General features: G+C 69.7%; 20 protein-coding genes. 14 read left to right on the forward strand and 6 right to left on the reverse strand.

What is annotated here, in order from left to right; all coding sequences use genetic code 11:
* Window positions 1-34: 34 nt before the first annotated feature.
* The 7 genes from DEJ12_RS06640 (at window position 35) to DEJ12_RS18305 (ending at window position 6,378) form a co-directional block, all read left to right on the forward strand.
* A complete protein-coding gene (locus tag DEJ12_RS06640) occupies window positions 35-1,591 on the forward strand; it encodes a PTS mannitol transporter subunit IICB (RefSeq protein WP_071406396.1) in 1,557 nt (518 codons plus the stop codon).
* An 88-nt stretch (window positions 1,592-1,679) separates the two neighbouring features.
* On the forward strand, window positions 1,680-2,117 hold the full coding sequence (locus DEJ12_RS06645; RefSeq protein ID WP_071244331.1) for a PTS sugar transporter subunit IIA: 438 nt from the start codon (window positions 1,680-1,682) through the stop codon (window positions 2,115-2,117).
* Window positions 2,114-3,271, forward strand: a complete 1,158-nt coding sequence (locus DEJ12_RS06650; RefSeq protein ID WP_111029436.1) for a mannitol-1-phosphate 5-dehydrogenase — start codon at window positions 2,114-2,116, stop codon at window positions 3,269-3,271. The genes DEJ12_RS06645 and DEJ12_RS06650 overlap by 4 nt, the downstream gene beginning before the upstream one ends.
* 113 nt (window positions 3,272-3,384) lie before the next feature.
* On the forward strand, window positions 3,385-4,317 hold the full coding sequence (locus DEJ12_RS06655; protein WP_111029437.1) for an NADP-dependent oxidoreductase: 933 nt from the start codon (window positions 3,385-3,387) through the stop codon (window positions 4,315-4,317).
* A 102-nt stretch (window positions 4,318-4,419) separates the two neighbouring features.
* The gene (locus DEJ12_RS06660; RefSeq protein ID WP_111029438.1) at window positions 4,420-4,956 is read left to right on the forward strand and encodes a DUF805 domain-containing protein; all 537 of its coding nucleotides are present in this window, start codon (window positions 4,420-4,422) and stop codon (window positions 4,954-4,956) included.
* Window positions 4,957-5,038: 82 nt separating this feature from the next.
* A complete protein-coding gene (locus DEJ12_RS06665; protein WP_111029439.1) occupies window positions 5,039-5,623 on the forward strand; it encodes a DUF805 domain-containing protein in 585 nt (194 codons plus the stop codon).
* Window positions 5,620-6,378, forward strand: a complete 759-nt coding sequence (locus DEJ12_RS18305; RefSeq protein ID WP_181433027.1) for a DUF805 domain-containing protein — start codon at window positions 5,620-5,622, stop codon at window positions 6,376-6,378. Before DEJ12_RS06665 ends, DEJ12_RS18305 begins: the two co-directional genes overlap by 4 nt.
* Window positions 6,379-6,445: 67 nt before the next feature.
* On the opposite strand, the gene DEJ12_RS06675 is transcribed toward DEJ12_RS18305, so the two are convergent.
* From DEJ12_RS06675 to DEJ12_RS06700, 6 genes are all read right to left on the reverse strand, one after another.
* Window positions 6,446-7,087, reverse strand: coding sequence for a TNT domain-containing protein (locus DEJ12_RS06675; RefSeq protein ID WP_071244287.1), 642 nt, complete (start codon window positions 7,085-7,087; stop codon window positions 6,446-6,448).
* 51 nt (window positions 7,088-7,138) lie between these two features.
* A complete protein-coding gene (locus DEJ12_RS06680; protein WP_017888736.1) occupies window positions 7,139-7,912 on the reverse strand; it encodes a succinate dehydrogenase iron-sulfur subunit in 774 nt (257 codons plus the stop codon).
* A gap of 1 nt (window position 7,913) precedes the next feature.
* The gene (gene sdhA / locus DEJ12_RS06685) at window positions 7,914-9,707 is read right to left on the reverse strand and encodes a succinate dehydrogenase flavoprotein subunit (protein ID WP_027466445.1); all 1,794 of its coding nucleotides are present in this window, start codon (window positions 9,705-9,707) and stop codon (window positions 7,914-7,916) included.
* 49 nt (window positions 9,708-9,756) lie between these two features.
* The gene (gene sdhD / locus DEJ12_RS06690) at window positions 9,757-10,203 is read right to left on the reverse strand and encodes a succinate dehydrogenase, hydrophobic membrane anchor protein (protein WP_111029440.1); all 447 of its coding nucleotides are present in this window, start codon (window positions 10,201-10,203) and stop codon (window positions 9,757-9,759) included.
* 11 nt (window positions 10,204-10,214) lie between these two features.
* Window positions 10,215-10,664 (reverse strand): succinate dehydrogenase, cytochrome b556 subunit, encoded by a 450-nt coding sequence (sdhC, locus tag DEJ12_RS06695; RefSeq protein ID WP_017888739.1) that lies wholly within the window; start codon window positions 10,662-10,664, stop codon window positions 10,215-10,217.
* Between the two features lie 78 nt (window positions 10,665-10,742).
* The gene (locus DEJ12_RS06700) at window positions 10,743-11,978 is read right to left on the reverse strand and encodes a glycosyltransferase family 1 protein (RefSeq protein WP_228513213.1); all 1,236 of its coding nucleotides are present in this window, start codon (window positions 11,976-11,978) and stop codon (window positions 10,743-10,745) included.
* Window positions 11,979-12,132: 154 nt separating this feature from the next.
* Here DEJ12_RS06700 and DEJ12_RS06705 point away from each other — a divergent pair, with 154 nt between their 5' ends.
* The 7 genes from DEJ12_RS06705 to DEJ12_RS06735 all read left to right on the forward strand — a co-directional run bounded on the left by DEJ12_RS06705 (window position 12,133) and on the right by DEJ12_RS06735 (window position 20,658).
* Window positions 12,133-13,248: a mannose-1-phosphate guanylyltransferase gene (locus DEJ12_RS06705; RefSeq protein ID WP_071244281.1), complete on the forward strand. Its 1,116-nt coding sequence runs from the start codon at window positions 12,133-12,135 to the stop codon at window positions 13,246-13,248.
* A gap of 198 nt (window positions 13,249-13,446) precedes the next feature.
* Window positions 13,447-14,511: a BMP family protein gene (locus DEJ12_RS06710; protein ID WP_111029442.1), complete on the forward strand. Its 1,065-nt coding sequence runs from the start codon at window positions 13,447-13,449 to the stop codon at window positions 14,509-14,511.
* Window positions 14,512-14,678: 167 nt separating this feature from the next.
* Entirely contained in the window at window positions 14,679-16,199 is a 1,521-nt protein-coding gene (locus tag DEJ12_RS06715; RefSeq protein ID WP_071406403.1) for an ABC transporter ATP-binding protein, read from the forward strand.
* On the forward strand, window positions 16,196-17,563 hold the full coding sequence (locus DEJ12_RS06720) for an ABC transporter permease (protein ID WP_181433028.1): 1,368 nt from the start codon (window positions 16,196-16,198) through the stop codon (window positions 17,561-17,563). The genes DEJ12_RS06715 and DEJ12_RS06720 overlap by 4 nt, the downstream gene beginning before the upstream one ends.
* Window positions 17,560-18,852, forward strand: a complete 1,293-nt coding sequence (locus DEJ12_RS06725) for an ABC transporter permease (RefSeq protein WP_181433029.1) — start codon at window positions 17,560-17,562, stop codon at window positions 18,850-18,852. Before DEJ12_RS06720 ends, DEJ12_RS06725 begins: the two co-directional genes overlap by 4 nt.
* Window positions 18,853-18,871: 19 nt before the next feature.
* The gene (locus DEJ12_RS06730; protein WP_111029443.1) at window positions 18,872-19,354 is read left to right on the forward strand and encodes a cytidine deaminase; all 483 of its coding nucleotides are present in this window, start codon (window positions 18,872-18,874) and stop codon (window positions 19,352-19,354) included.
* Between the two features lie 5 nt (window positions 19,355-19,359).
* Window positions 19,360-20,658, forward strand: a complete 1,299-nt coding sequence (locus tag DEJ12_RS06735) for a thymidine phosphorylase (protein ID WP_111029444.1) — start codon at window positions 19,360-19,362, stop codon at window positions 20,656-20,658.
* Window positions 20,659-20,772 lie beyond the last annotated feature (114 nt).

Consider the following 20,772-nt stretch of genomic DNA (forward strand, 5'->3'; position numbering starts at 1 on the left):
CGCAGCAGCTCCACCACACAGAAAGTCACCGCACATGACAACGTCGTCCGTTGCAGCGCCCGACGCACCCGCGAAGTCGCGGGGCGGCGCACGCGTCGCCGTTCAGAAGTTCGGCACGTTCCTCTCCGGCATGGTCATGCCCAACATCGCGATCTTCATCGCGTGGGGCATCATCACGGCCTTCTTCATCGAGACCGGGTGGACGCCCGTCGGCGTCCTCGGTGGGTTCGGTGAGACGGCCGGCGTCGCCAACCCCGGCCTCGTCGGCCCGATCCTGACCTACCTGATCCCGCTCGCGATCGCCATCCAGGGCGGCCGGATGATCTACGACACCCGCGGTGCCGTCGTCGGGTCGATCATGACCATGGGTGTGATCATCGGTGCCTCCGGCACCACGATGATCCTCGGCGCGATGATCTGTGGTCCGCTCGGTGCCTACCTGATCAAGCAGATCGACCGGATCTGGGACGGCAAGATCAAGCCCGGCTTCGAGATGCTCGTCAACAACTACGCAGCCGGGATCCTGGGCTTCGTCCTCGCGATGATCGGGTTCTTCTGGCTCGCGCCGCTGTTCAAGCTCATCGCCGAGGGCCTCGGCTCCGCGGTGGACTTCCTCGTGCAGCACTCGCTCCTGCCGCTCGCCAGCGTCATCATCGAGCCGGCGAAGGTGTTCTTCCTGAACAACGCCATCAACCACGGTGTGCTCGACCAGCTCGGTGCGGCGCAGGTCGCCGAGTCGGGCAAGTCGATCCTGTTCCTGCTCGAGGCGAACCCCGGCCCCGGCCTCGGTCTGCTGCTCGCCTTCACCTTCTTCGGTGTCGGCATCGCCCGCTCGACCGCTCCCGGCGCGATCATCATCCAGTTCTTCGGTGGCATCCACGAGATCTACTTCCCGTACGTGCTGCAGAAGCCGATCCTCTTCATCGCCGTCATCCTCGGTGGTGCCACGGGTGTCGCCACGAACGTCGCGTTCCAGTCCGGCCTCGTCGCCCCGGCGTCGCCCGGCTCGATCTTCGCGGTGCTCGGTGCCACGGAGCGCAACAGCTTCCTCGGCGTGATCCTGTCGGTCATCCTGTCCGCCGCGGTGTCGTTCGCGGTCTCGTCCTTCTTCCTCCTCGCCAGCCGCAAGCGCGACCTGGCGAACGGTGGCGGGGACATGAGCGCCGCCATGGCGAAGCTCCAGGCGAACAAGGGCCGCGACGTCAACTCGGCGACCGCCGGCCTGCTCGGCAACAACTCCCCGGCCAACGAGGAAGAGGCCGAGGCCTCCCTCGGCGGCGTCGGCTCGGCCAGCACGGCGACGGCGACGAAGGTCCAGAACCTGGTCTTCGCCTGCGACGCCGGCATGGGCTCGAGTGCGATGGGCGCCAGCGTCCTGCGCAACAAGATCAAGAAGGCGGGCATCGAAGGGGTCACGGTCTCCAACAAGGCGATCGCGAACCTGTCCGGTGACGAGGACCTGATCATCACGCAGGAAGAACTGACGGACCGCGCGAAGCAGAAGAACCCGAACGCGCAGCACGTGTCGGTCGGCAACTTCATGAACGCTCCGCAGTACGACCAGGTCGTCGAGCAGCTGAAGAACCAGTAACGCCACAACCAGTAACGAAGTGCAGTATCGGAGGGGACGGGGCTGACCCGTCCCCTCCATCTCGTCCTCAACACAAGGAGAACCCCCGATGCCCGTCCTGCAGGAGAGCCAGATCCGCATCCACACCGAGGACACCGCGCCGACCAAGTCGGAAGCGATGAAGGAGGCGGCCGAGATCCTCGAGGCTGCGGGCGCGGTCACGGCCGACTACTACCCGGCCATGCTCGAGCGTGAGAAGAGCGTGTCCACCTACATGGGCAACTTCCTCGCCATCCCGCACGGCACCAACGACGCGAAGGACGCCATCAAGTCGTCCGCCCTGTCGTTCATCCGCTACGCCAGCCCGATCGACTGGGACGGCAACCCCGTGCGCTTCGTCGTCGGCATCGCCGGCGTGAACAACGAGCACCTCGACATCCTGTCGAAGATCGCGATCGTGTTCTCCGACGAGGACGAGGTCCAGAAGCTCACCGACGCCGCCGACACCGCCGCGATCCTGTCGATCCTCGGCGAGGTCAACGAGTGAGCACCAGCACCGCCGTCCACTTCGGCGCCGGCAACATCGGCCGCGGCTTCGTCGGGCTCCTGCTCCACGAGGCCGGGTACGAGGTCGTCTTCGCCGACGTCGCCGCCCCGCTCATCGATGCCCTGGCCGCAGCCGACTCGTACACCGTGCACGAGGTCGGGGCCGGGGCCCAGGACCACGAGGTCGCGAACTTCCGCGCACTGAACAGCGCACAGGACGAGGACGGCGTGGTCGCCGAGATCGCGAAGGCCGCCATCGTCACGTGCGCCGTCGGCCCGAACGTCCTGAAGTTCATCGCCCCGGTCATCGCCCGCGCGCTCGTCGCCCGTGACGCGGACGCCGCGCCGATCGCCGTCATGGCGTGTGAGAACGCCCTCAACGCCACGGACCGCCTGCGCGAGTTCATCGTCGCCGCCCTGCCCGAGGACGGCCGCGACGCCGCCCTGGCCAAGGCCGTCTTCGCGAACACCGCCGTCGACCGCATCGTGCCCGCGCAGCCCGAGGGTGGCGGACTCGACGTCACCGTGGAGACCTACTTCGAGTGGGCCATCGACCGCACGCCGTTCGGTGGGAACGAGCCGGAGATCCCCGGCGCGCACTACGTCGACGGACTCGCCGCCTCGATCGAGCGCAAGCTCTTCACCGTCAACACGGGGCACGCCACCGTCGCGTACCACGGCTTCGTCGCCGGGGCCGACAAGATCTCCGACGCCATCGCGATCCCCGCCGTGCGCTCCGAGCTCGAGTCCGTGCTCGCCGAGACGAGCGACCTGCTCATCCGCCGGCACGAGCTCGACCCCGAGGTGCACCGCGCGTACGTGCAGGCGATCATCGGACGGTTCGAGAACCCGCACCTGCCCGACACGGTGACCCGCGTCGGCCGTCAGCCGCTCCGCAAGCTGTCGCGCGACGAGCGGTTCGTCTCGCCCGCCGCCGCGCTGGCCGAGGACGGCACCGAGCCGACCGCGCTCCTCGACGCGATGGCCGCGGCGCTCCGCTTCGACGTCGCGGACGACGAGCAGAGCGTCGAGCTGCAGGCGCTGTTGGCGTCGGGCGCGTCCGACGCGGAAGTCGCCACGCAGATCACCGGTCTCACCGCGGAGCACCCGCTGCACGCCGCGTTCACCGAGCGGATCCGGTCCGCGCGCGCCTGATGACGTCCGCAAGGGCGGCTTGACGACGTCCGCACGGACGGACGGGAGGCCCGTCACCAGCTGGTGACGGGCCTCCCGTCCGTTCCGGGGTCGCGACGCGTACCGTCGCCCGCATGACGAAGCACTGGGTGGCCCCACGGTTCGGCGGCAGCGAAGTCCTGGAGTACGTCGAGGCGGAGGTGCCGGTACCCGGCCCCGGCGAGGTCACCATCACCGTCCGCGCCGCCGGCATGAACCCTGCAGACACCAAGCACACCCGCCAGGGCGACCCCGCGGACCTGCCCATCGCCGTCGGCTACGAGGTCGCCGGCGTCCTGTCCGCCGTCGGCCCCGACACCGAGATCGCGTCCGGCGGGGGAGCGGTCGGCGACGAGGTCCTCGCCTTCCGCGTGAGCGGCGGCTGGGCCGAGTCGGTCACGGTGCCTGCGGCCGACGTCTTCGCGAAGCCCGCTTCGCTCGGCTTCCCGGAGGCCGCCAACCTGCTCCTCGCCGGCTCGACCGCCGCCGACATGCTCCGCGTCACCCGCGCGGAGGGGCGCGACACCGTCCTGGTGCACGGCGCCTCGGGCGCGGTCGGCGTCAGCCTGCTCCAGCAGCTGCGGCTGCTCGGCACCCGCGTCATCGGCACCGCGTCGGAGCGTGGTGCGGACGTCGTGCGACGCTTCGGTGGCGAGTGGGTCGCATACGGCGACGGCCTGGAGGCGCGTGTCCGTGATCTCGCTCCCTCCGGCATCGACGTGGCACTGGACTGCGTCGGTACCGACGAGGCCGTCGACGTCTCGCTCGCGTTGGTCGCGGACCGGTCACGGATCGTGACGATCGCCGCGCAGGCGCGGGCCGCATCGGACGGCATCGCCGCGGTGGGCGGCGCGCAGCCGGCGAGCAAGGCCTTCCGTGACTCGGTGCGGCAGCGGCTCATCGATCTGGCTGGTGCCGGACAGCTCGAGGTACCTGTGGCGCGGACCTTCCCGCTGGCGAAGGCGAAGGCGGCGGCGGAGCTGCTGGAGTCCGGGCACCCCGGGGGCAAGCTCGCGCTCCTGCCCTGACAGCATCGTCGGACAGGAGTCGTTCCCGCGGATGACGCTCGCCGGCTCGGGGGAGTGCCACACTCTGTGTGGACCGACAGCCGCGCCGGAAGGAACCGACCGATGAGCGACCAGTACCCGCCCCGTGACCCGTACGGCCAGCAGCAGGGCCCGTACGGACAGCAACCGTGGGGGCAGCAGCCTCCGGGGCAGTACGGGCAGCCCGGTCCGGGTCGGCCGAATGGTGGGAGGTCCGAGCCGCCGCTCTGGGCACCCTGGTACGGCATCCCCTTCCCCCAGGCCTTCCGGCGGTTCTGGAAGAAGTACGTGCGCTTCGACGGTCGGGCCAGTCAGTCGGAGTACTGGTTCTGGGCGCTCTGGTACCTCATCGGTTCGGCTGCCGCCGGCATCATCGGCAGCGGGTTCGACGTGCTGCCGTTCGTCGACGACGGCTCAGACGGACTCGGCAGTCTCTGGAGCCTGGCCTGCGCACTCGGGTTCATCGCGTTGACCGTGCGACGGCTGCACGACGTCAACCTCAGTGGCTTGCTCGCCCTGTTGTTCATCATCCCGCCGATCGGCATCCTGTTCTCGTTGATCATCGGCCTGATGTCGTCGAACCCGCAGGGGCAGCAGTACGACCGTCCGCTGCAGGGGTGACGCGCGGTACCGGTTCTGACCGCCGCTCAGGAGTTCTGGTTGACTCAGACGCGAACATCAGCCAACACTCGAGGGGGACCACGTGAGCGACCAGTACCCGCAGGATCCGAACAACCAGCCGAACGCCCAGTTCGGCGGCGCACCGCAGTACGGCGGCGCACCGCAGTACGGCCAGCAGCCGGCGACCGGACCGAACGGCGAACCGCCGCTCTGGGCACCGTGGTACGGGATCTCGTTCGGCAAGGCCGTCGGCCGCTTCTTCAAGAAGTACGCCACGTTCAGCGGTCGTGCCAGCCGGAGCGAGTTCTGGTGGTGGTACCTCGCCAACGCGATCGTCGGCATCGTCCTCGGCATCCTGTACGCCATCGGTTTCGCGACCTCCGAGCGCTCGACCGTGTCGATGTCGTCCTCGACGTCGACCAGCGTCCAGTCCACCGTCACCGAGCCGTCCGCACTCTTCGTCATCTCGGGCATCCTGTTCCTGCTCTGGGGACTCGCGATCATCATCCCGACGCTCGCCCTCGGCTGGCGCCGCCTGCACGACGCGAACCTCCCCGGTGCGCTGTGGATCATCGCGATCTTCGTCGGCATCGTCGGCATCGTCTTCGGCCTGCTGCCCTCGAACCCGCAGGGCGCGCGCTTCGACCGCCCCGTCTCGAGCCGATGAGCAACGACGGGACGCCCCAGTGGGGCCAGCCCGGCGGCGATCAGCAGCAGGGACAGCCGGGGGCCGGCGCGCAGCCCGGCTACGGGCAGCAGCCGGGTTACGGGCAGCAGCCGGGTTACGGGCAGCAGCCTGGGTACGGGCAGCAGCCGGGCTACGGACAGCAGCCCGGCTACGGGCAGCAGCCTGGGTACGGACAGCAGCCCGGCTACGGACAGCAGCCGTACCAGCAGTACGCCCAGCCGTACGTCGGTGGGTACCCGCAGCTGGCGGAGCCGATACCGGTCGGCCCGGATGGCGTTCCGCCGCTGTGGGCCCCTTGGTACGGCATCGGGTTCCTCGACGCCTTCCTCCGGTTCTTCAAGAAGTACGCCCGCTTCGACGGCCGTGCCGGTCGCAGTGAGTACTGGTACTGGTTCCTGGCCAACGCCATCGTCACGATCGTGCTCTACGGGGGCTTCATCGCCCTGCTGATCGCCACCAGCCCGACCACCACCGTCGTGGACGACTACGGGTACTCGCGCGACGTGTCGGGGGCGCCTTCGCCGTTCGCCTTCGTGCTGCTCGGGCTCTTCGGACTGTGGTGGCTCGCCACCCTCGTGCCGAACCTGGCACTCGCGTGGCGCCGGCTTCACGACGCGAACCTGCCGGGCCCGCTCTGGCTCGTGTCGCTCATCGCGAGCCCCGCGGCAATCGTGTTCGGCTGCCTGCCGTCGAACCCGGCCGGTGCGCGGTACGACCGCCCCGACCTGCGGTAGCTCCACGAACGAGAACAGCCCGCCCCGCGCATCGAGCGCGGGGCGGGCTGTTCGTGTATCGGTGGGCTCAGACGACCCGGAGGCGGACGAGCGCGCCGTCGACCACCAGGTCACGCACGGTGGCCGACGGGTCGGCGATCTGGAAGCGCAGGGCGCCGCCCGGCTGCTCGAACCAGGGCTGGACGAAGCGGACGTTCACCAGGAACGGCCGGTCGACGACGTACCGGTGGGTCTCCGGCGAGGAGGTCACGTGCGGGGGCAGTGACCGGCTGGGCAGCGGGGTGTCGAGCGGGTGCAGCAGGTAGCCGTCCGGGCCACCGATGCGGTCGACGGGGACACCGGCCGGGATCTGGATGGTCAGCCCCTGCTCGCCGGCCTGCGCGACCTGCTGCGCGAGCTGCGGGTAGGTCGACGCCGCGCGGTCGCGGAGCCCCTCGAGCTCATGACGAGGGATGTCGCGCGGCTCCGGGAACGGACGGTTCAGGAAGCGGCGCAGCATCTCGACCGCGTCGTCCTCGCCCGTGGCCTGCGCGAGACGACGAGCCGTGCCGTAGTCGACCACCTCGAGCGCGTAGCCGGAGGCGTCGGTCTGGACGATGCGGAGCGCCCCCTCGACCGGCGGTTCGTGCAGGGTCTCGCCGGGGAGCTGCACGTACCGGGTCGTGTAGCCGAGCTGGTCGAGGATGGGGCGGGTGTCCGCGAACGTCATGGTCGGGAGCCTATCGGTCGACGTGGTGCTGGGCCTTGGACGGAGCCGGGACTACGCGCGGCCGCGCATGATCGCCTGCTTGACCTCGGAGATCGCCTTCGTCACCTGGATGCCACGGGGGCACGCGTCGGTGCAGTTGAAGGTCGTGCGGCAGCGCCAGACGCCTTCCTTGTCGTTGAGGATGTCGAGGCGGACGTTCGCGGCGTCGTCGCGGGAGTCGAAGATGAACCGGTGTGCGTTCACGATCGCGGCGGGGCCGAAGTACTGCCCGTCGGTCCAGAACACCGGGCAGGACGACGTGCACGCGGCGCAGAGGATGCACTTCGTGGTGTCGTCGAAGCGGGCGCGGTCGGCGACGGACTGCACACGCTCCTTGCCGGGCGTCGGGGCTGACGAGGACTGCAGGAACGGCTGCACCTCGCGGTAGCTCTGGAAGAAGGGCTCCATGTCGACGACGAGGTCCTTCTCGAGCGGCAGGCCCTTGATCGCCTCGACGTAGATCGGCTTCGAGACGTCGAGGTCCTTGATCAGGGTCTTGCACGCCAGGCGGTTGCGACCGTTGATGCGCATGGCGTCGGACCCGCAGACGCCGTGTGCGCACGAGCGGCGGAAGGTCAGGGACCCGTCCTGCTCCCACTTGATCTTGTGCAGGGCGTCGAGGATGCGGTCGGTCGGCAGCATCATGACGTCGAAGTCCTGCCAGCGCGGCTCGTCGTCGACGTCGGGGTCGAAGCGACGGACGATGACCGTGACGGAGAAGGATCCGGGAGGGGCGTCCTGCACGGTGTCGGTGCGGGGTGCCTCGGAGACCAGGGTGTCGGTCATCTCAGTACTTCCTCTCCATCGGCTGGTACCGCGTGATGACGACGGGCTTCCAGTCGAGCGTGATGTGGTCGTCGGCGAGTGACGAGTGCGGGTCGCCCGTCAGGTACGCCATGGTGTGCTGCATGTAGTTCTCGTCGTCGCGCTTCGGGTAGTCGTCGCGCATGTGGCCGCCGCGGCTCTCCTTGCGGTTGCGCGCGGAGTAGACGACGACCTCGGCCAGGTCGAGCAGGAACCCGAGTTCAACGGCCTCGAGCAGGTCGGTGTTGAACCGCTTGCCCTTGTCCTGCACGGAGACCTGCATGAAGCGGTTGCGGAGCGTGTGCAGCGTCTCGGTGACGCGGGCGAGCGACTCGTCCGTGCGGAACACCTGGGCGTTCTTGTCCATCTCCTCCTGCAGCTCCTTGCGGAGGGCAGAGACGCGCTCGGTGCCGGTCGAGGCACGGAGCTGGTCGAGCATGCCGCGGACGCCGGCCGCCGGGTCTTCCGGCAGGGGGAGGAACTCGGCGGTCTGGACCCACTCGGCGGCGTTGTTGCCCGAGCGCTTGCCGAAGACGTTGATGTCGAGCAGCGAGTTGGTGCCGAGGCGGTTGGAGCCGTGCACGGAGACGCAGGCGCACTCCCCGGCGGCGTACAGGCCGGGGACGACGGTGGTGTTGTCGTACAGGACCTCGGCCTTGACGTTCGTCGGGATCCCGCCCATCGCGTAGTGCGCGGTCGGCATGACGGGCACCGGCTCGACGACCGGGTCGACGCCGAGGTACGTGCGGGCGAACTCGGTGATGTCCGGCAGCTTCGTCTCGAGGACCTCGGCCCCCAGGTGCGTGCAGTCGAGCAGCACGTAGTCCTTGTTCGGTCCGGCACCCCGACCCTCCGCCACTTCCTGCACCATGCAGCGCGCGACAATGTCACGCGGTGCGAGGTCCTTGATGGTGGGGGCGTACCGCTCCATGAAGCGCTCGCCCGAGGCGTTCCGGAGGATCGCGCCCTCGCCACGGGCACCCTCGGTCAGCAGGATGCCGAGCCCGGCGAGCCCGGTCGGGTGGAACTGGAAGAACTCCATGTCCTCGAGCGGCAGGCCCTTGCGCCACACGATGCCGACGCCGTCGCCGGTCAGGGTGTGCGCGTTCGAGGTGGTCTTGTACATCTTGCCGAAGCCGCCGGTCGCGAAGATCATCGCCTTGGCGTGGAAGACGTGCAGTTCACCGGTCGCGAGCTCGAACGCGACGACGCCGGCCGGCTGCTGGCGGGTGACACCGTCGTCACCGACGACGTCGACCATGATGAGGTCGAGCGCGTAGAACTCGTTGTAGAACTCGACGCCGAGCTTCACGCAGTTCTGGAACAGTGTCTGCAGGATCATGTGCCCGGTGCGGTCGGCGGCGTAGCAGGCCCGGCGGACCGGGGACTTGCCGTGGTCGCGGGTGTGGCCACCGAAACGGCGCTGGTCGATCTTGCCCTCGGGCGTGCGGTTGAACGGCAGGCCCATGTTCTCGAGGTCGATGACGGCGTCGATCGCCTCTTTCGCGAGGATCTCGGCGGCGTCCTGGTCGACCAGGTAGTCGCCGCCCTTGATCGTGTCGAAGGTGTGCCACTCCCACGAGTCCTCTTCGACGTTCGCGAGGGCCGCGGCCATCCCGCCCTGCGCCGCACCGGTGTGCGACCGGGTGGGGTAGAGCTTCGAGATGACGGCCGTCTTCGCCTTCGGGCCGGCTTCGATCGCGGCTCGCATACCCGCGCCTCCGGCGCCGATGATGACGATGTCGAACTGGTGGTGGTGGACGGTGGTCTCGGTCACAGGGGTCTTTCCGTAGACGGTGGGAACGCGGGCAGCAACGGTGGTGGTGCTACTGCGCCGGGCAGAAGGACGGCAGGTCGGCGGCAGCGGCGCCGGCGGGGCACGGGTCGAAGGTCCAGCAGACGAGGAGCCCGAGGACGATCAGCACGACGCAGGCGGCCAGGATCGCGACGAGGAGCGTCTTCCGGATGCCCGGCTTCGACACGTAGTCGTTGACGATCGTGCGCATGCCGTTCGAGCCGTGGATGAGGGCGAGGACCAGCATGAGCGAGTCCCAGACCTTCCAGAAGGGGTTGGCCCACTTGCCGGCGACGAAGGCGAAGTCGATCTGCTTGACGCCCTCGCCGGCCACCATGTTGACGAAGAGGTGGCCGAAGATCAGCACGACGAGCAGCACGCCCGAGGCGCGCATGTAGACCCAGCCCCACTTCTCCCAGTTGGTGGTGCTGCGGGCGGCTGCGGCCGAGCGGGGAGGTTCGACGATCTGCGTGGTCATCTTCGTGCCCCTCAGTTGAAGTCCGCGACGAGGTTCATGAGCTGGCGGGGCAGGAAGCCCGCGATCGCCACCGCCCACAGGACCATGACGATCCAGAACATGGCCCGCTGGTACTTCGGGCCCTTCGACCAGAAGTCGATCAGGATGATCCGCAGGCCGTTGAAGGCGTGGAAAACGATGGCCATGACGAGCGCGATCTCGCCGAGGTTCATGATCGGGGTCTTGTACGTGCCGATGACCGCGTTGTACGCCTCTGGGGAGAGCCGCACGAGCGCCGTGTCGAGGATGTGCACGAGCAGGAAGAAGTAGATCGCGACGCCGGTGATGCGGTGGAGGACCCACGACCACATCCCGATCGAACCGCGGTAGAGCGTGCCCTGTGGCGTCCGAGAAGCCCGCGGGGCTTCGATCGAGACGTCGGGCACCGCGGTCGCCGTACCCCCGCCGGTGTGCTCAGCCATGAGCTCGTCCTTCCATAGGACGGGCTCGCCCGATCGGCGAGCCCTTGCCGTTCGTGTTCGTGTGGAACACGACCCATCCTATGCGCGGGCGCTGACCTTCTCGTCCCGACCTGCCCGGAGGCCCCGTCCGACGGGCGGCGCGCCGATGGTGCGGGCCGTGTCGTGGTGGTCGAGGAGCTGGTCGCCGACGGCCTCCCAGGTGGTGCCCTCGACCCGGAGCCGACCGGCGGAACCCATCCGCTCCGCCAGCGCGCGGTCGTGGTGCAGCCGCAGGACCGCGTGCCGCAGGGCCTGCGGCGCATCGGCGTCGTAGAGCTCGCCGTCGAGCCCCGGGGCGACCAGGTCGAGCGGGCCGCCGGACGCCGGTGCGATCACCGGCAGGCCGGAGGCGTGGGCCTCCTGCAGGGTCTGTCCGAAGGTCTCGGCCGGACCGGTGTGCACGAACAGGTCGAGCGACGCGTACGCGTCGGCGAGTGCGTCGCCGCGCAGGGGGCCGGTGAAGGTGACGTCGAGGTGCCGGAGACGACGTTCGAGCATCGCCCGCGACGGACCCCCTCCAGCCACGACGACCCGGATGCCGGGGACGCCGCCGAGTTCGGCGAGCCGCTCGACCTCCTTCTCCGGGGCCAGGCGTCCGACGTACCCGACGATGGTCTCGCCGTTCGGTGCCAGGCGGCGTCGGAGTGCCCGCACGTGCCCGGTCGACCGGCGCGCGGGGTGGAACAGCTCGGTGTCGACGCCGCGACCCCAGCGGGCGACGCGGGGCACGCCCTCCTCGGCGAGCATCGCGGCCGTCGCGCTCGACGGGGCGAGCGTCAGCGAGGCGCCGGCGTGGATGCGTCCGAGGATCTTCCGCACCAACGGGACGGTCGCGGTCAGGCCGTTGCGGCGGGCGAACCCGGCCACGTCGGTCTGGAAGACGGCGACGGAGGGGATGCCGAGCCTCCCGGCTGCCGTGATCGCGCGCCCACCCAGCAGGAACGGACTGGCGGCGTGGAGCACGTCGGCGCCGGAGGCGGCGAGGATCGTGTCGAGCACCGGGTGGGGGAGTGCCACCGGGAACTGGCGGTAGGCGACGGCGGGGATGCGGTGGACGTCGAAGGAGCGGTAGCGCTCGACGGCGCTGCGCGACCGGAACTGCGCCAGGCCGGGGGTGTCCGGGGCGATCACGACCGCGCGGTGACCCCGTCGTTCCAGGTGGTCGAGGACCGCCAGGACACTGGTGGTCACGCCGTTGAGGGTGGGCAGGAAGCTCTCGGTCACGACGGCGACGGTCCGGGGGGACGTGCCGCGCTCCACGCTGCGTGCGCTCATGGTGCTGCCCATGCTCCGGGCGTGACGTGACCCGGCGGGGCCGCCGACGTGAACGGGACGCGCGCGCCGGGTGAACAACGCTGCGGGAGCCCGCATGCGGGAATCGTGCGGAGACCACCCAGGATCCGCCCGGTGGGACCGGTACGGTGAGCGCGTGGCTGACGCTCTCGAAGACTTCTACGCGATCATCCCCGCAGGGGGCATCGGATCGCGCCTGTGGCCGTTGTCGCGCGCGGACGCACCCAAGTTCCTGCACGACCTGACGGGATCCGGCACCTCGCTGCTGCGGCAGACCTGGGACCGCCTGGCGCCGCTCGCCGGCGACCAGCGGATCATGGTCGTCACCGGCCGTGCGCACCGGGTCGCGGTGGAGTCGCAGCTGCCCGGCGTCGAGGACCACAACGTGGTGCTCGAGAGCGAACCGAAGGACTCCACGGCGGCCATCGGCCTGGCCGCGGCGATCCTGGTGCGCCGCGAGCCCGACGTCGTCATCGGCTCGTTCGCCGCCGACCACGTCATCGGTGACGCCCGCGGGTTCCGTCGTTCGGTGCGCGAAGCCGTCGCCGTCGCCCGTGCCGGCTACGTCACCACCATCGGCATCACCCCGACGGAACCCGCGATCGGCTTCGGCTACATCAACGCCGACACCGCCGCGCTCGACATCGAGGGTGCCCCGACCGCACACGCGGTGAAGTCCTTCGTCGAGAAGCCGGACCTCGACACCGCCCGCTCGTACGTCGAGCAGGGCAACTACCTCTGGAACGCCGGCATGTTCATCGCGCGCGCCGACGTGCTGCTCGCCGAGATCGGCCGGACGAAGCCCGAGCTGCTGGCCGGCATCAACGAGCTCGCCGACGCCTGGGACACCTCGGCCCGGGGTGCCGTCGTCGACGCCGTCTGGCCGATGCTCGAGAAGATCGCGATCGACTACACGGTCGCCGAGCCCGCCGCTGCCGCCGGACGCATGGCGGTCGTCCCCGGTGACTTCGACTGGGACGACGTGGGCGACTTCGCCTCCCTCGCCAAGCTGCAGTCCGGCGGCCGGCCGAACAACCTCGCGGTGCTCGGGGACGGCGCCCGCATCCTGGCGGACTCGTCGAGCGGCATCGTGATCTCGCACAGCCAGCGGCTCATCTCGCTCATCGGTGTCGAGGACATCGTCGTCGTGGACACCCCGGACGCGCTGCTCGTCACCACGAGCGCGAACGCACAGCGGGTCAAGGGCGTCGTGGATGCCCTGAAGATCAGCGGCCGCGGCGACGTCCTGTAGCGCTCCATCGACAAACCCCTCGAACTGGGGGTGAATGAGTGGCCCCGCGTTACGGGCGCGTTTCGGCGGGGTCGCGATCCCGTAACCGATCCGCAGGACCCCCGCAACGGGTCCTGTACCGACCCGACGGTCGTGTACTGTCGCCACGATCGCCCGGAACGCACGTGGTCCGGGCACGCTCCCCGGAGGAACCAACCCGTGACATCTCGTACCCGACAGGTCGTCCTCAGCGGCCTCGCGCTCGCCGGCACCGTCGCCGTCCTGGCCGGCTGCGCCTCGGCGCCGTCCACCACCGACTCGGCGAAGAAGACCGACTTCCGCCCCTGCATGGTCTCCGACGCCGGTGGGTTCGACGACAAGTCGTTCAACCAGCTCGGCTACGAGGGCATGAAGGACGCAGCCAAGGACCTCGGTGCCACCTACAAGGAGGCCGAGTCGAAGGACGCCACCGTCTACGACTCGAACATCGAGCAGCTCATCGGTCAGAACTGCAACCTCGTCGTGACCGTCGGCTTCAACCTGGCCGATGCCACGAAGAAGCAGGCCGCTGCGAACCCCGACACCGACTTCGCGATCATCGACGACAACTCGATCGACGCGAAGAACGTCAAGCCGATCACGTTCGACACCTCGCAGGCGGCGTTCCTCGCCGGCTACGCCGCGGCGTCCTACTCGAAGACCGGCGTCGTCGGCACCTTCGGCGGCATGCAGATCCCGACCGTCACCATCTTCATGGACGGCTTCGCGGACGGCGTGAAGTACTACAACGAGCAGAAGGACAAGGACGTCAAGGTCGTCGGCTGGAACGTCGACACCGGCAAGGGCTCCTTCACCGGTGGCTTCGAGGCCGGCACGCAGGCCAAGTCGGTCGCGCAGACGCTCCTCGACCAGGACGCCGACGTGATCCTCCCCGTCGGTGGCCCGATCTACCAGTCCGCTGCCGAGGCCATCAAGGACGCCGACAACGGCTCCGTCCTGATCGGTGCGGACAGCGACCTCTACGAGGCCGACCCCCGCTACAAGGACATCGCCTTCACCTCGGTCGAGAAGGGCATGCGCCCGGCCGTGAAGGACGTCGTCGAGCAGGCGGCTGACGACAAGTTCTCGAAGGACCCGTACGTGGGCACCCTCAAGAACGACGGCGTCGGCATCGCGCCGTTCCACGACTTCGAGTCCAAGGTCGACAAGGGCCTGCAGGGCGAGCTCGACGATGTGAAGGCCGGCATCATCGACGGCTCGATCAAGGTCAAGACCCAGTCCTGACCCGATGAACGCGGGCGGGGGAGCATCCCTCGCCCGCGTTCTCGTGCGCCCGGGTGGCGCACACCACATCGTGCGCCCGGCGGCGCACACCACATCGTGCATCCGCGGGCTGCACGCGACACCGTGCGCCCGCGTGGCGCGCGCGAGACAGAAATAGACTCCCGAACATGAAGCTCGAACTCCGCGGCATCACCAAGCGGTTCGGCGCCCTGGTCGCCAACGACCACATCTCGCTCACCGTCGAGCCGGGTGAGGTCCACTGCCTCCTGGGTGAGAACGGCGCCGGCAAGTCCACCCTGATGAACGTCCTGTACGGCCTGTACGACGCCGACGAGGGCGAGATCCTGCTCGACGACGTGGTGCAGGACTTCGACGGCCCCGGTGACGCCATGCGCGCCGGCATCGGCATGGTGCACCAGCACTTCATGCTCGTGCCCGTGTTCACCGTCGCCGAGAACGTCATGCTGGGGCAGGAGCAGACCACCTTCGGCGGGCGGCTCGACCTGGCCGGTGCCCGCAAGCGCGTGCAGGAGATCTCCGACCGCTTCGGGTTCGACGTCGACCCCGACGCCAAGGTCGAGGACCTGCCCGTCGGTGTGCAGCAGCGCGTCGAGATCATCAAGGCGCTGTCCCGCGACGCCTCCGTGCTGGTGTTCGACGAGCCGACGGCCGTCCTCACGCCGCAGGAGACCGACGAGCTGATGGGCATCATGCGCCAGCTCCGCGAAGCCGGCACCGCGATCGTCTTCATCACCCACAAGCTCCGCGAGGTGCGCGAGGTCGCCGACCGCATCACGGTGATCCGCCTCGGCAAGGTCGTCGGCGAGGCATCGCCGACCGCCACGAACAACGAGCTGGCCGCGCTGATGGTCGGCCGTGCCGTCTCGCTCGTGGTCGACAAGGCTCCCGCGACCGGTGGCGCGGACGCCCTGGTCGTCGAGAACCTGACCGTGACCGACCCGTCCGGCATCGTGCTCGTCGACGACGTCTCCTTCACGGTGCGCCGCGGCGAGGTCCTGGCGATCGCCGGGGTGCAGGGCAACGGGCAGACCGAGCTCACCGAGGCGATCATCGGCCTCGAGCCCGCCCACGCCGGCCGCATCACCCTCGACGGCAAGGAACTCACCGGCCGGAGCGTCAAGCAGGTGCTCGACGCCGGCGTCGGCTTCGTCCCCGAGGACCGCAAGGAGGACGGCCTGGTCGGCGAGTTCACCATCGCCGAGAACCTGATGCTCGATCGGGCCGACCACGCCGAGTTCGTCCGCGCCGGCACGATCCGCTCGGCCGAGCGCGACGCCTTCGCCGACGAGAAGATCGCCGAGTTCGACATCCGGACGCCGGGTCGCACCACCGCGGCCGGTCGGCTCTCCGGTGGCAACCAGCAGAAGATCGTCCTGGCGCGCGAACTGAGCCGTGAGCTGCGGCTGTTCGTCGCCGCGCAGCCCACCCGTGGCATCGACGTCGGCTCGATCGAGTTCGTCCACAAGCGCATCGTCGCCACCCGCGACACCGGTGTGCCGGTCATCGTCGTCTCCACCGAGCTCGACGAGGTCGTGGCCCTGGCCGACCGGATCGCCGTGATGTACCGCGGCGGCATCGTCGGCATCGTCCCCGCGACCACCCCCCGCGACGTCCTCGGCCTCATGATGGCCGGGGAGATCCCTGAAGGAACGGAGCTGGCCGCGTGACCGCGCAGGAACCAGACAACACGCAGCAGCCGACCCCGGCTGCGCACGGCACCGCGGACGCCCCGCTCACCGACGACCGTCTGCAGGAGGTCGAGTCGACCCCGCACCTGATGACGGACTCGGCGGAGGACACCGAGCGCCGCAACGGCGCCGGTGGCGACCGCTGGCACGCCGCCCTGCAGGGGATCCTGAACGGCTCCGTGCTCGTCACGGTCCTCGCCGTCGTCCTCGCGCTGGTCGCGTGCGGCATCCTCATCGCGGTGACGGACGAGAACGTCCGTGCCACGGCCGGCTACTTCTTCGCCCGCCCCACCGACATGCTCCAGGCGATCGGCACCGCGGTCGGCGGCGCCTACGCCTCGCTGTTCCAGGGCTCGGTGTTCAACTTCGGCGCGGACTCGTTCCAGCAGGCGATCGGGCCGCTCACGCGCTCCGTCGACTACTCGGTGCCGCTCATCGCCGCCGGGCTCGGGATCGCGCTGTCCTTCCGCGCCGGACTGTTCAACATCGGCGGCCAGGGGCAGATCCTGATGGGCGCCGCTGCCGCCGGGTGGGTCGGGTTCTCGTTCGACGGGCCCGCCGCGATCCACATCCCGCTCACGATCCTCGCCGGCATCGTCGGCGGCGCAGTCTGGGGCGGCATCGTCGGGGTGCTCAAGGCCCGGACGGGTGCGAACGAGGTGGTCGTCACGATCATGCTCAACTACGTCGCGCTCTACCTGGTCAGCTACCTGCTCCGTACCCCGGGCCTGCTGCAGGCCCCGGGCAGCAGCAACCCGATCTCGCCCGCCACGAAGGACAGCGCGCTCCTGCCGCAGCTCTTCGGTGTGCGGTACGGCGTGGACCTCGGGTTCATCGTCGCGATCATCGCGGTCGTCGTCGTCTGGTGGCTCGTCAACAAGTCGTCGCTCGGCTTCCGGTTCCGCACCATCGGTGAGAACCCCCGTGCCGCCCGTGTGGCCGGCATGAGCGTCCCGTCGCTGACCATCTGGGTCATGGTCATCTCCGGTGCCCTGGTCGGCATCGCCGGCGCCTACCAGGTGCAGGGCGCCGTCACCACGGGCTTCACCTCGGGCATCGACGCGGGCATCGGCTTCGACGCCATCACCGTGGCCCTGCTCGGCCGCTCCAAGCCGTGGGGCGTCTTCTGGGCAGCCATCCTGTTCGGCGTGCTGAAGAACGGTGGCTACGCCATGCAGGCCGCCAACGGCATCCCGATCGACATCGTCGGGGTCATCCAGGCCCTCATCGTCCTCTTCATCGCGGCGCCGCCGCTCGTCCGCGCGATCTTCCGGATCCCGCAGCCGGGTGCACGCAAGCGCACGAAGACGAGCAAGACCAGCAAGAAGGCGGTCGCCGCATGAGCACCATCAGCCCCACCGCGGCCGCGCCGCGCATGCCCCTGGACGACCGCCCGGTCGAGACGACCCGCAGCTGGAAGCTCCCGATCGGGTACGGCGTGTTCACGCTGCTCGCGCTCGTGCTGTTCGGCTTCGGACACCGCCCCGGAACGGCGACGCTCCGCCTGGCGTCGAAGGGCGACTTCTTCGCGCTGCCGAACCTCCCGCTGCCGGCGACGGCCACCGGGATCGTCGTCACCGTGCTGCTCGCGCTCGCCACGGTGTACGCGATCGTCGAGACCCGTGCCTCGCGACGTGTGCCGCTCTGGGTGACCTCGGTGTTCGCGATCGTCTTCGTGGTCGGTTTCCTCGCATGGGCGGTCGCCGGCGACTCGATCACCATCCCCGGCATGCTCTTCGGTGCGCTCGGCCTCGCGGTCCCGCTCGTCTTCGGTGCCCTCGGCGGCGTCATCTCCGAGCGGGTCGGCGTGGTGAACATCGCGATCGAGGGTCAGTTCCTCGCCGGTGCGTTCACCTCGGCGCTCATCGCCTCGCTCACCGGGTCGCCCTGGGTCGGCCTCGTCGGTGCCCTCGTCGCGGGTGTGCTCGTGTCGTTCGTCCTCGCGGCGTTCAGCATCAAGTACCTCGTCGACCAGGTCATCGTCGGTGTCGTCATCAACGCCTTCATCTCGGGCCTGACCGGCTTCCTGTACTCGCAGGTGCTGTCCCCGAACCAGCAGACGCTCAACATCGGCATCCGGTTCCCGAAGTTCGAGGTCCCGGTGCTCCACCAGATCCCGATCATCGGACCGATCTTCTTCGAGCAGTCGGTCGTCGTCTACCTGGCCTACGTCGCCGTCGCGGTCGTCACCTTCGGCCTGTTCAAGACCCGTTGGGGTCTGCGACTCCGCGCCGTCGGCGAGCACCCGCAGGCCGCCGACACGGTGGGCATCAACGTCACGAGCACCCGGTTCTGGAACGTCTCCCTCGCCGGTGCGATCGCGGGCCTCGGCGGTGCGTACTTCACGCTCGACGCCACCGGCGGGTTCACGAAGGACATGACCGCGGGCGCGGGCTACATCGCCCTGGCCGCCGTCATCTTCGGCCGCTGGGACCCGATCAAGGCCACGCTCGCCGCCCTGCTGTTCGGCTTCGCGTCGAACCTGCAGAACACGCTCAGCGCGGTCGGCTCGCCCGTGCCGAGCGAGTTCCTGCTGATGCTGCCGTACGTGGTGACGATCTTCGCCGTGGCCGGCCTGGTCGGGCAGTCGCGCGGCCCCGCCGCGTCCGGCAAGCCCTACATCAAGAGCTGACGGCCTGGAGGCACGACACATGACCGACGCACACGCTGCAGGTGACCAGGCGGTCACCGCCACCGACCCGGCGGACGCCGCCACGGGCCTCCCGGTCGACGACGTGGACTGGGGCGCCCTGCGGGACGCCGCCACGGCCGCGATGCGGCGCGCCTACGCGCCGTACTCGTCGTTCCCGGTGGGCGCCGCGGCGCTCACCGACGACGGCCGGATCGTCTCCGGCTGCAACATCGAGAACGCGAGCTACGGGGTGACGCTCTGCGCGGAGTGCTCCCTCGTGTCGCAGCTGCACATGACCGGCGGCGGCAAGCTCGTCGCGTTCACGTGCGTCGACGGCGACGGGGCGACCCTGATGCCGTGCGGCCGCTGCCGCCAGCTGCTGTTCGAGCACTCGACCGTGGGCATGCTCCTCGAGACGCTCTCCGGCATCCGCACCATCGACGAGGTCCTGCCGGACGCCTTCGGGCCGCGGACCCTCGCCACCTACCAGCAGGAGCACTGATCCACATGGCCGTCGAGCCGTTCGACACCGTCGACCTCATCCGTACGAAGCGCTCCGGCGGGGCCCTCAGCACCGCCGAGGTGGACTGGCTCGTCGACGCGTACACCCGCGGCTACGTCGAGGACCCGCAGATGGCCGCGATGGCGATGGCGATCTTCCTGAACGGGATGGAGCGGCGTGAGATCAAGGACCTCACGCTCGCGATGATCGCGTCGGGGGAGCGGATGTCGTTCTCGTCGCTCGGCAAGACGACGGTCGACAAGCACTCCACGGGCGGGGTCGGCGACAAGATCACCCTGCCGCTGGCACCCCTGGTGGCGTCGTTCGGCGTCGCCGTGCCGCAGCTGTCCGGCCGCGGGCTCGGCCACACCGGCGGCACGCTCGACAAGCTCGAGTCGATCCCCGGGTGGCAGGCGTCCATCTCGAACGACCGCATGATGCAGGTGCTGCAGGACGTCGGCGCGGTCATCTGCGCCGCCGGGTCCGGCCTGGCTCCCGCGGACAAGAAGCTCTACGCGCTCCGCGACATCACCGGCACGGTCGAGTGCATCCCGCTCATCGCGTCGAGCATCATGTCGAAGAAGATCGCCGAGGGCACCGGGGCGCTCGTGCTCGACGTCAAGTTCGGGTCCGGCGCGTTCATGCCGACGTACGAGGCGTCCCGGGAGCTCGCGCAGACCATGGTCGACCTCGGCAACGACGCCGGGGTCGCGACCTCGGCGCTGCTGACCGACATGGAGGTCCCGCTCGGGCTGACGATCGGCAACGCGCTCGAGGTGCGGGAGTCGGTCGAGGTGCTCGCCGGCGGCGGCCCCGCCGACGTCGTCGAGCTGACGGTTGCGCTCGCGACCGAGATGCTCACCCTGGCGGGACTGCCCGACGCCGACCCGGCCGCGGCGCTCGCGGACGGCCGCGCCATGGACACCTGGCGTCGGATGATCGAGGCGCAGAGCGGGGACCCGTCCGCCGCGTTGCCCGTGGCCCGCGAACAGCACGTCGTCACCGCTCCGACGTCGGGGGTCCTCACGCAGCAGGACGCGCTGCCGTTCGGCGTCTCGGCCTGGCGGCTCGGGGCCGGTCGTGCCCGCGCGCAGGACCCGGTGCAGGCCGGTGCGGGCATCGAGCTCCACGTCAAGCCGGGGGACACCGTGATCGAGGGCCAGCCGCTCTGGACGCTGCACTCCGACGACGCGTCGCGGATCCCGCGTGCGCTGGAGTCGCTCGAGGGCGCGTGGACCATCGGCCCGGAGGGCTCCGCTGCCGCGGCACGTGGGCCGATCGTGCGCGAGCGCATCGGGTCCTGAACCGGGCCACCCGACCGACCGGAGGCTCCCTGCACACCTGTGGGGAGCCTCCAGTGTCTTCGGTCGTGGGTTGTGCACAGGTGCCTGCGCGGCGGCGGTGACCACCGATAGCCT

The organism is Curtobacterium sp. MCLR17_059, assembly GCF_003234665.1.
GTDB classification, from domain to species: domain Bacteria; phylum Actinomycetota; class Actinomycetes; order Actinomycetales; family Microbacteriaceae; genus Curtobacterium; species Curtobacterium flaccumfaciens.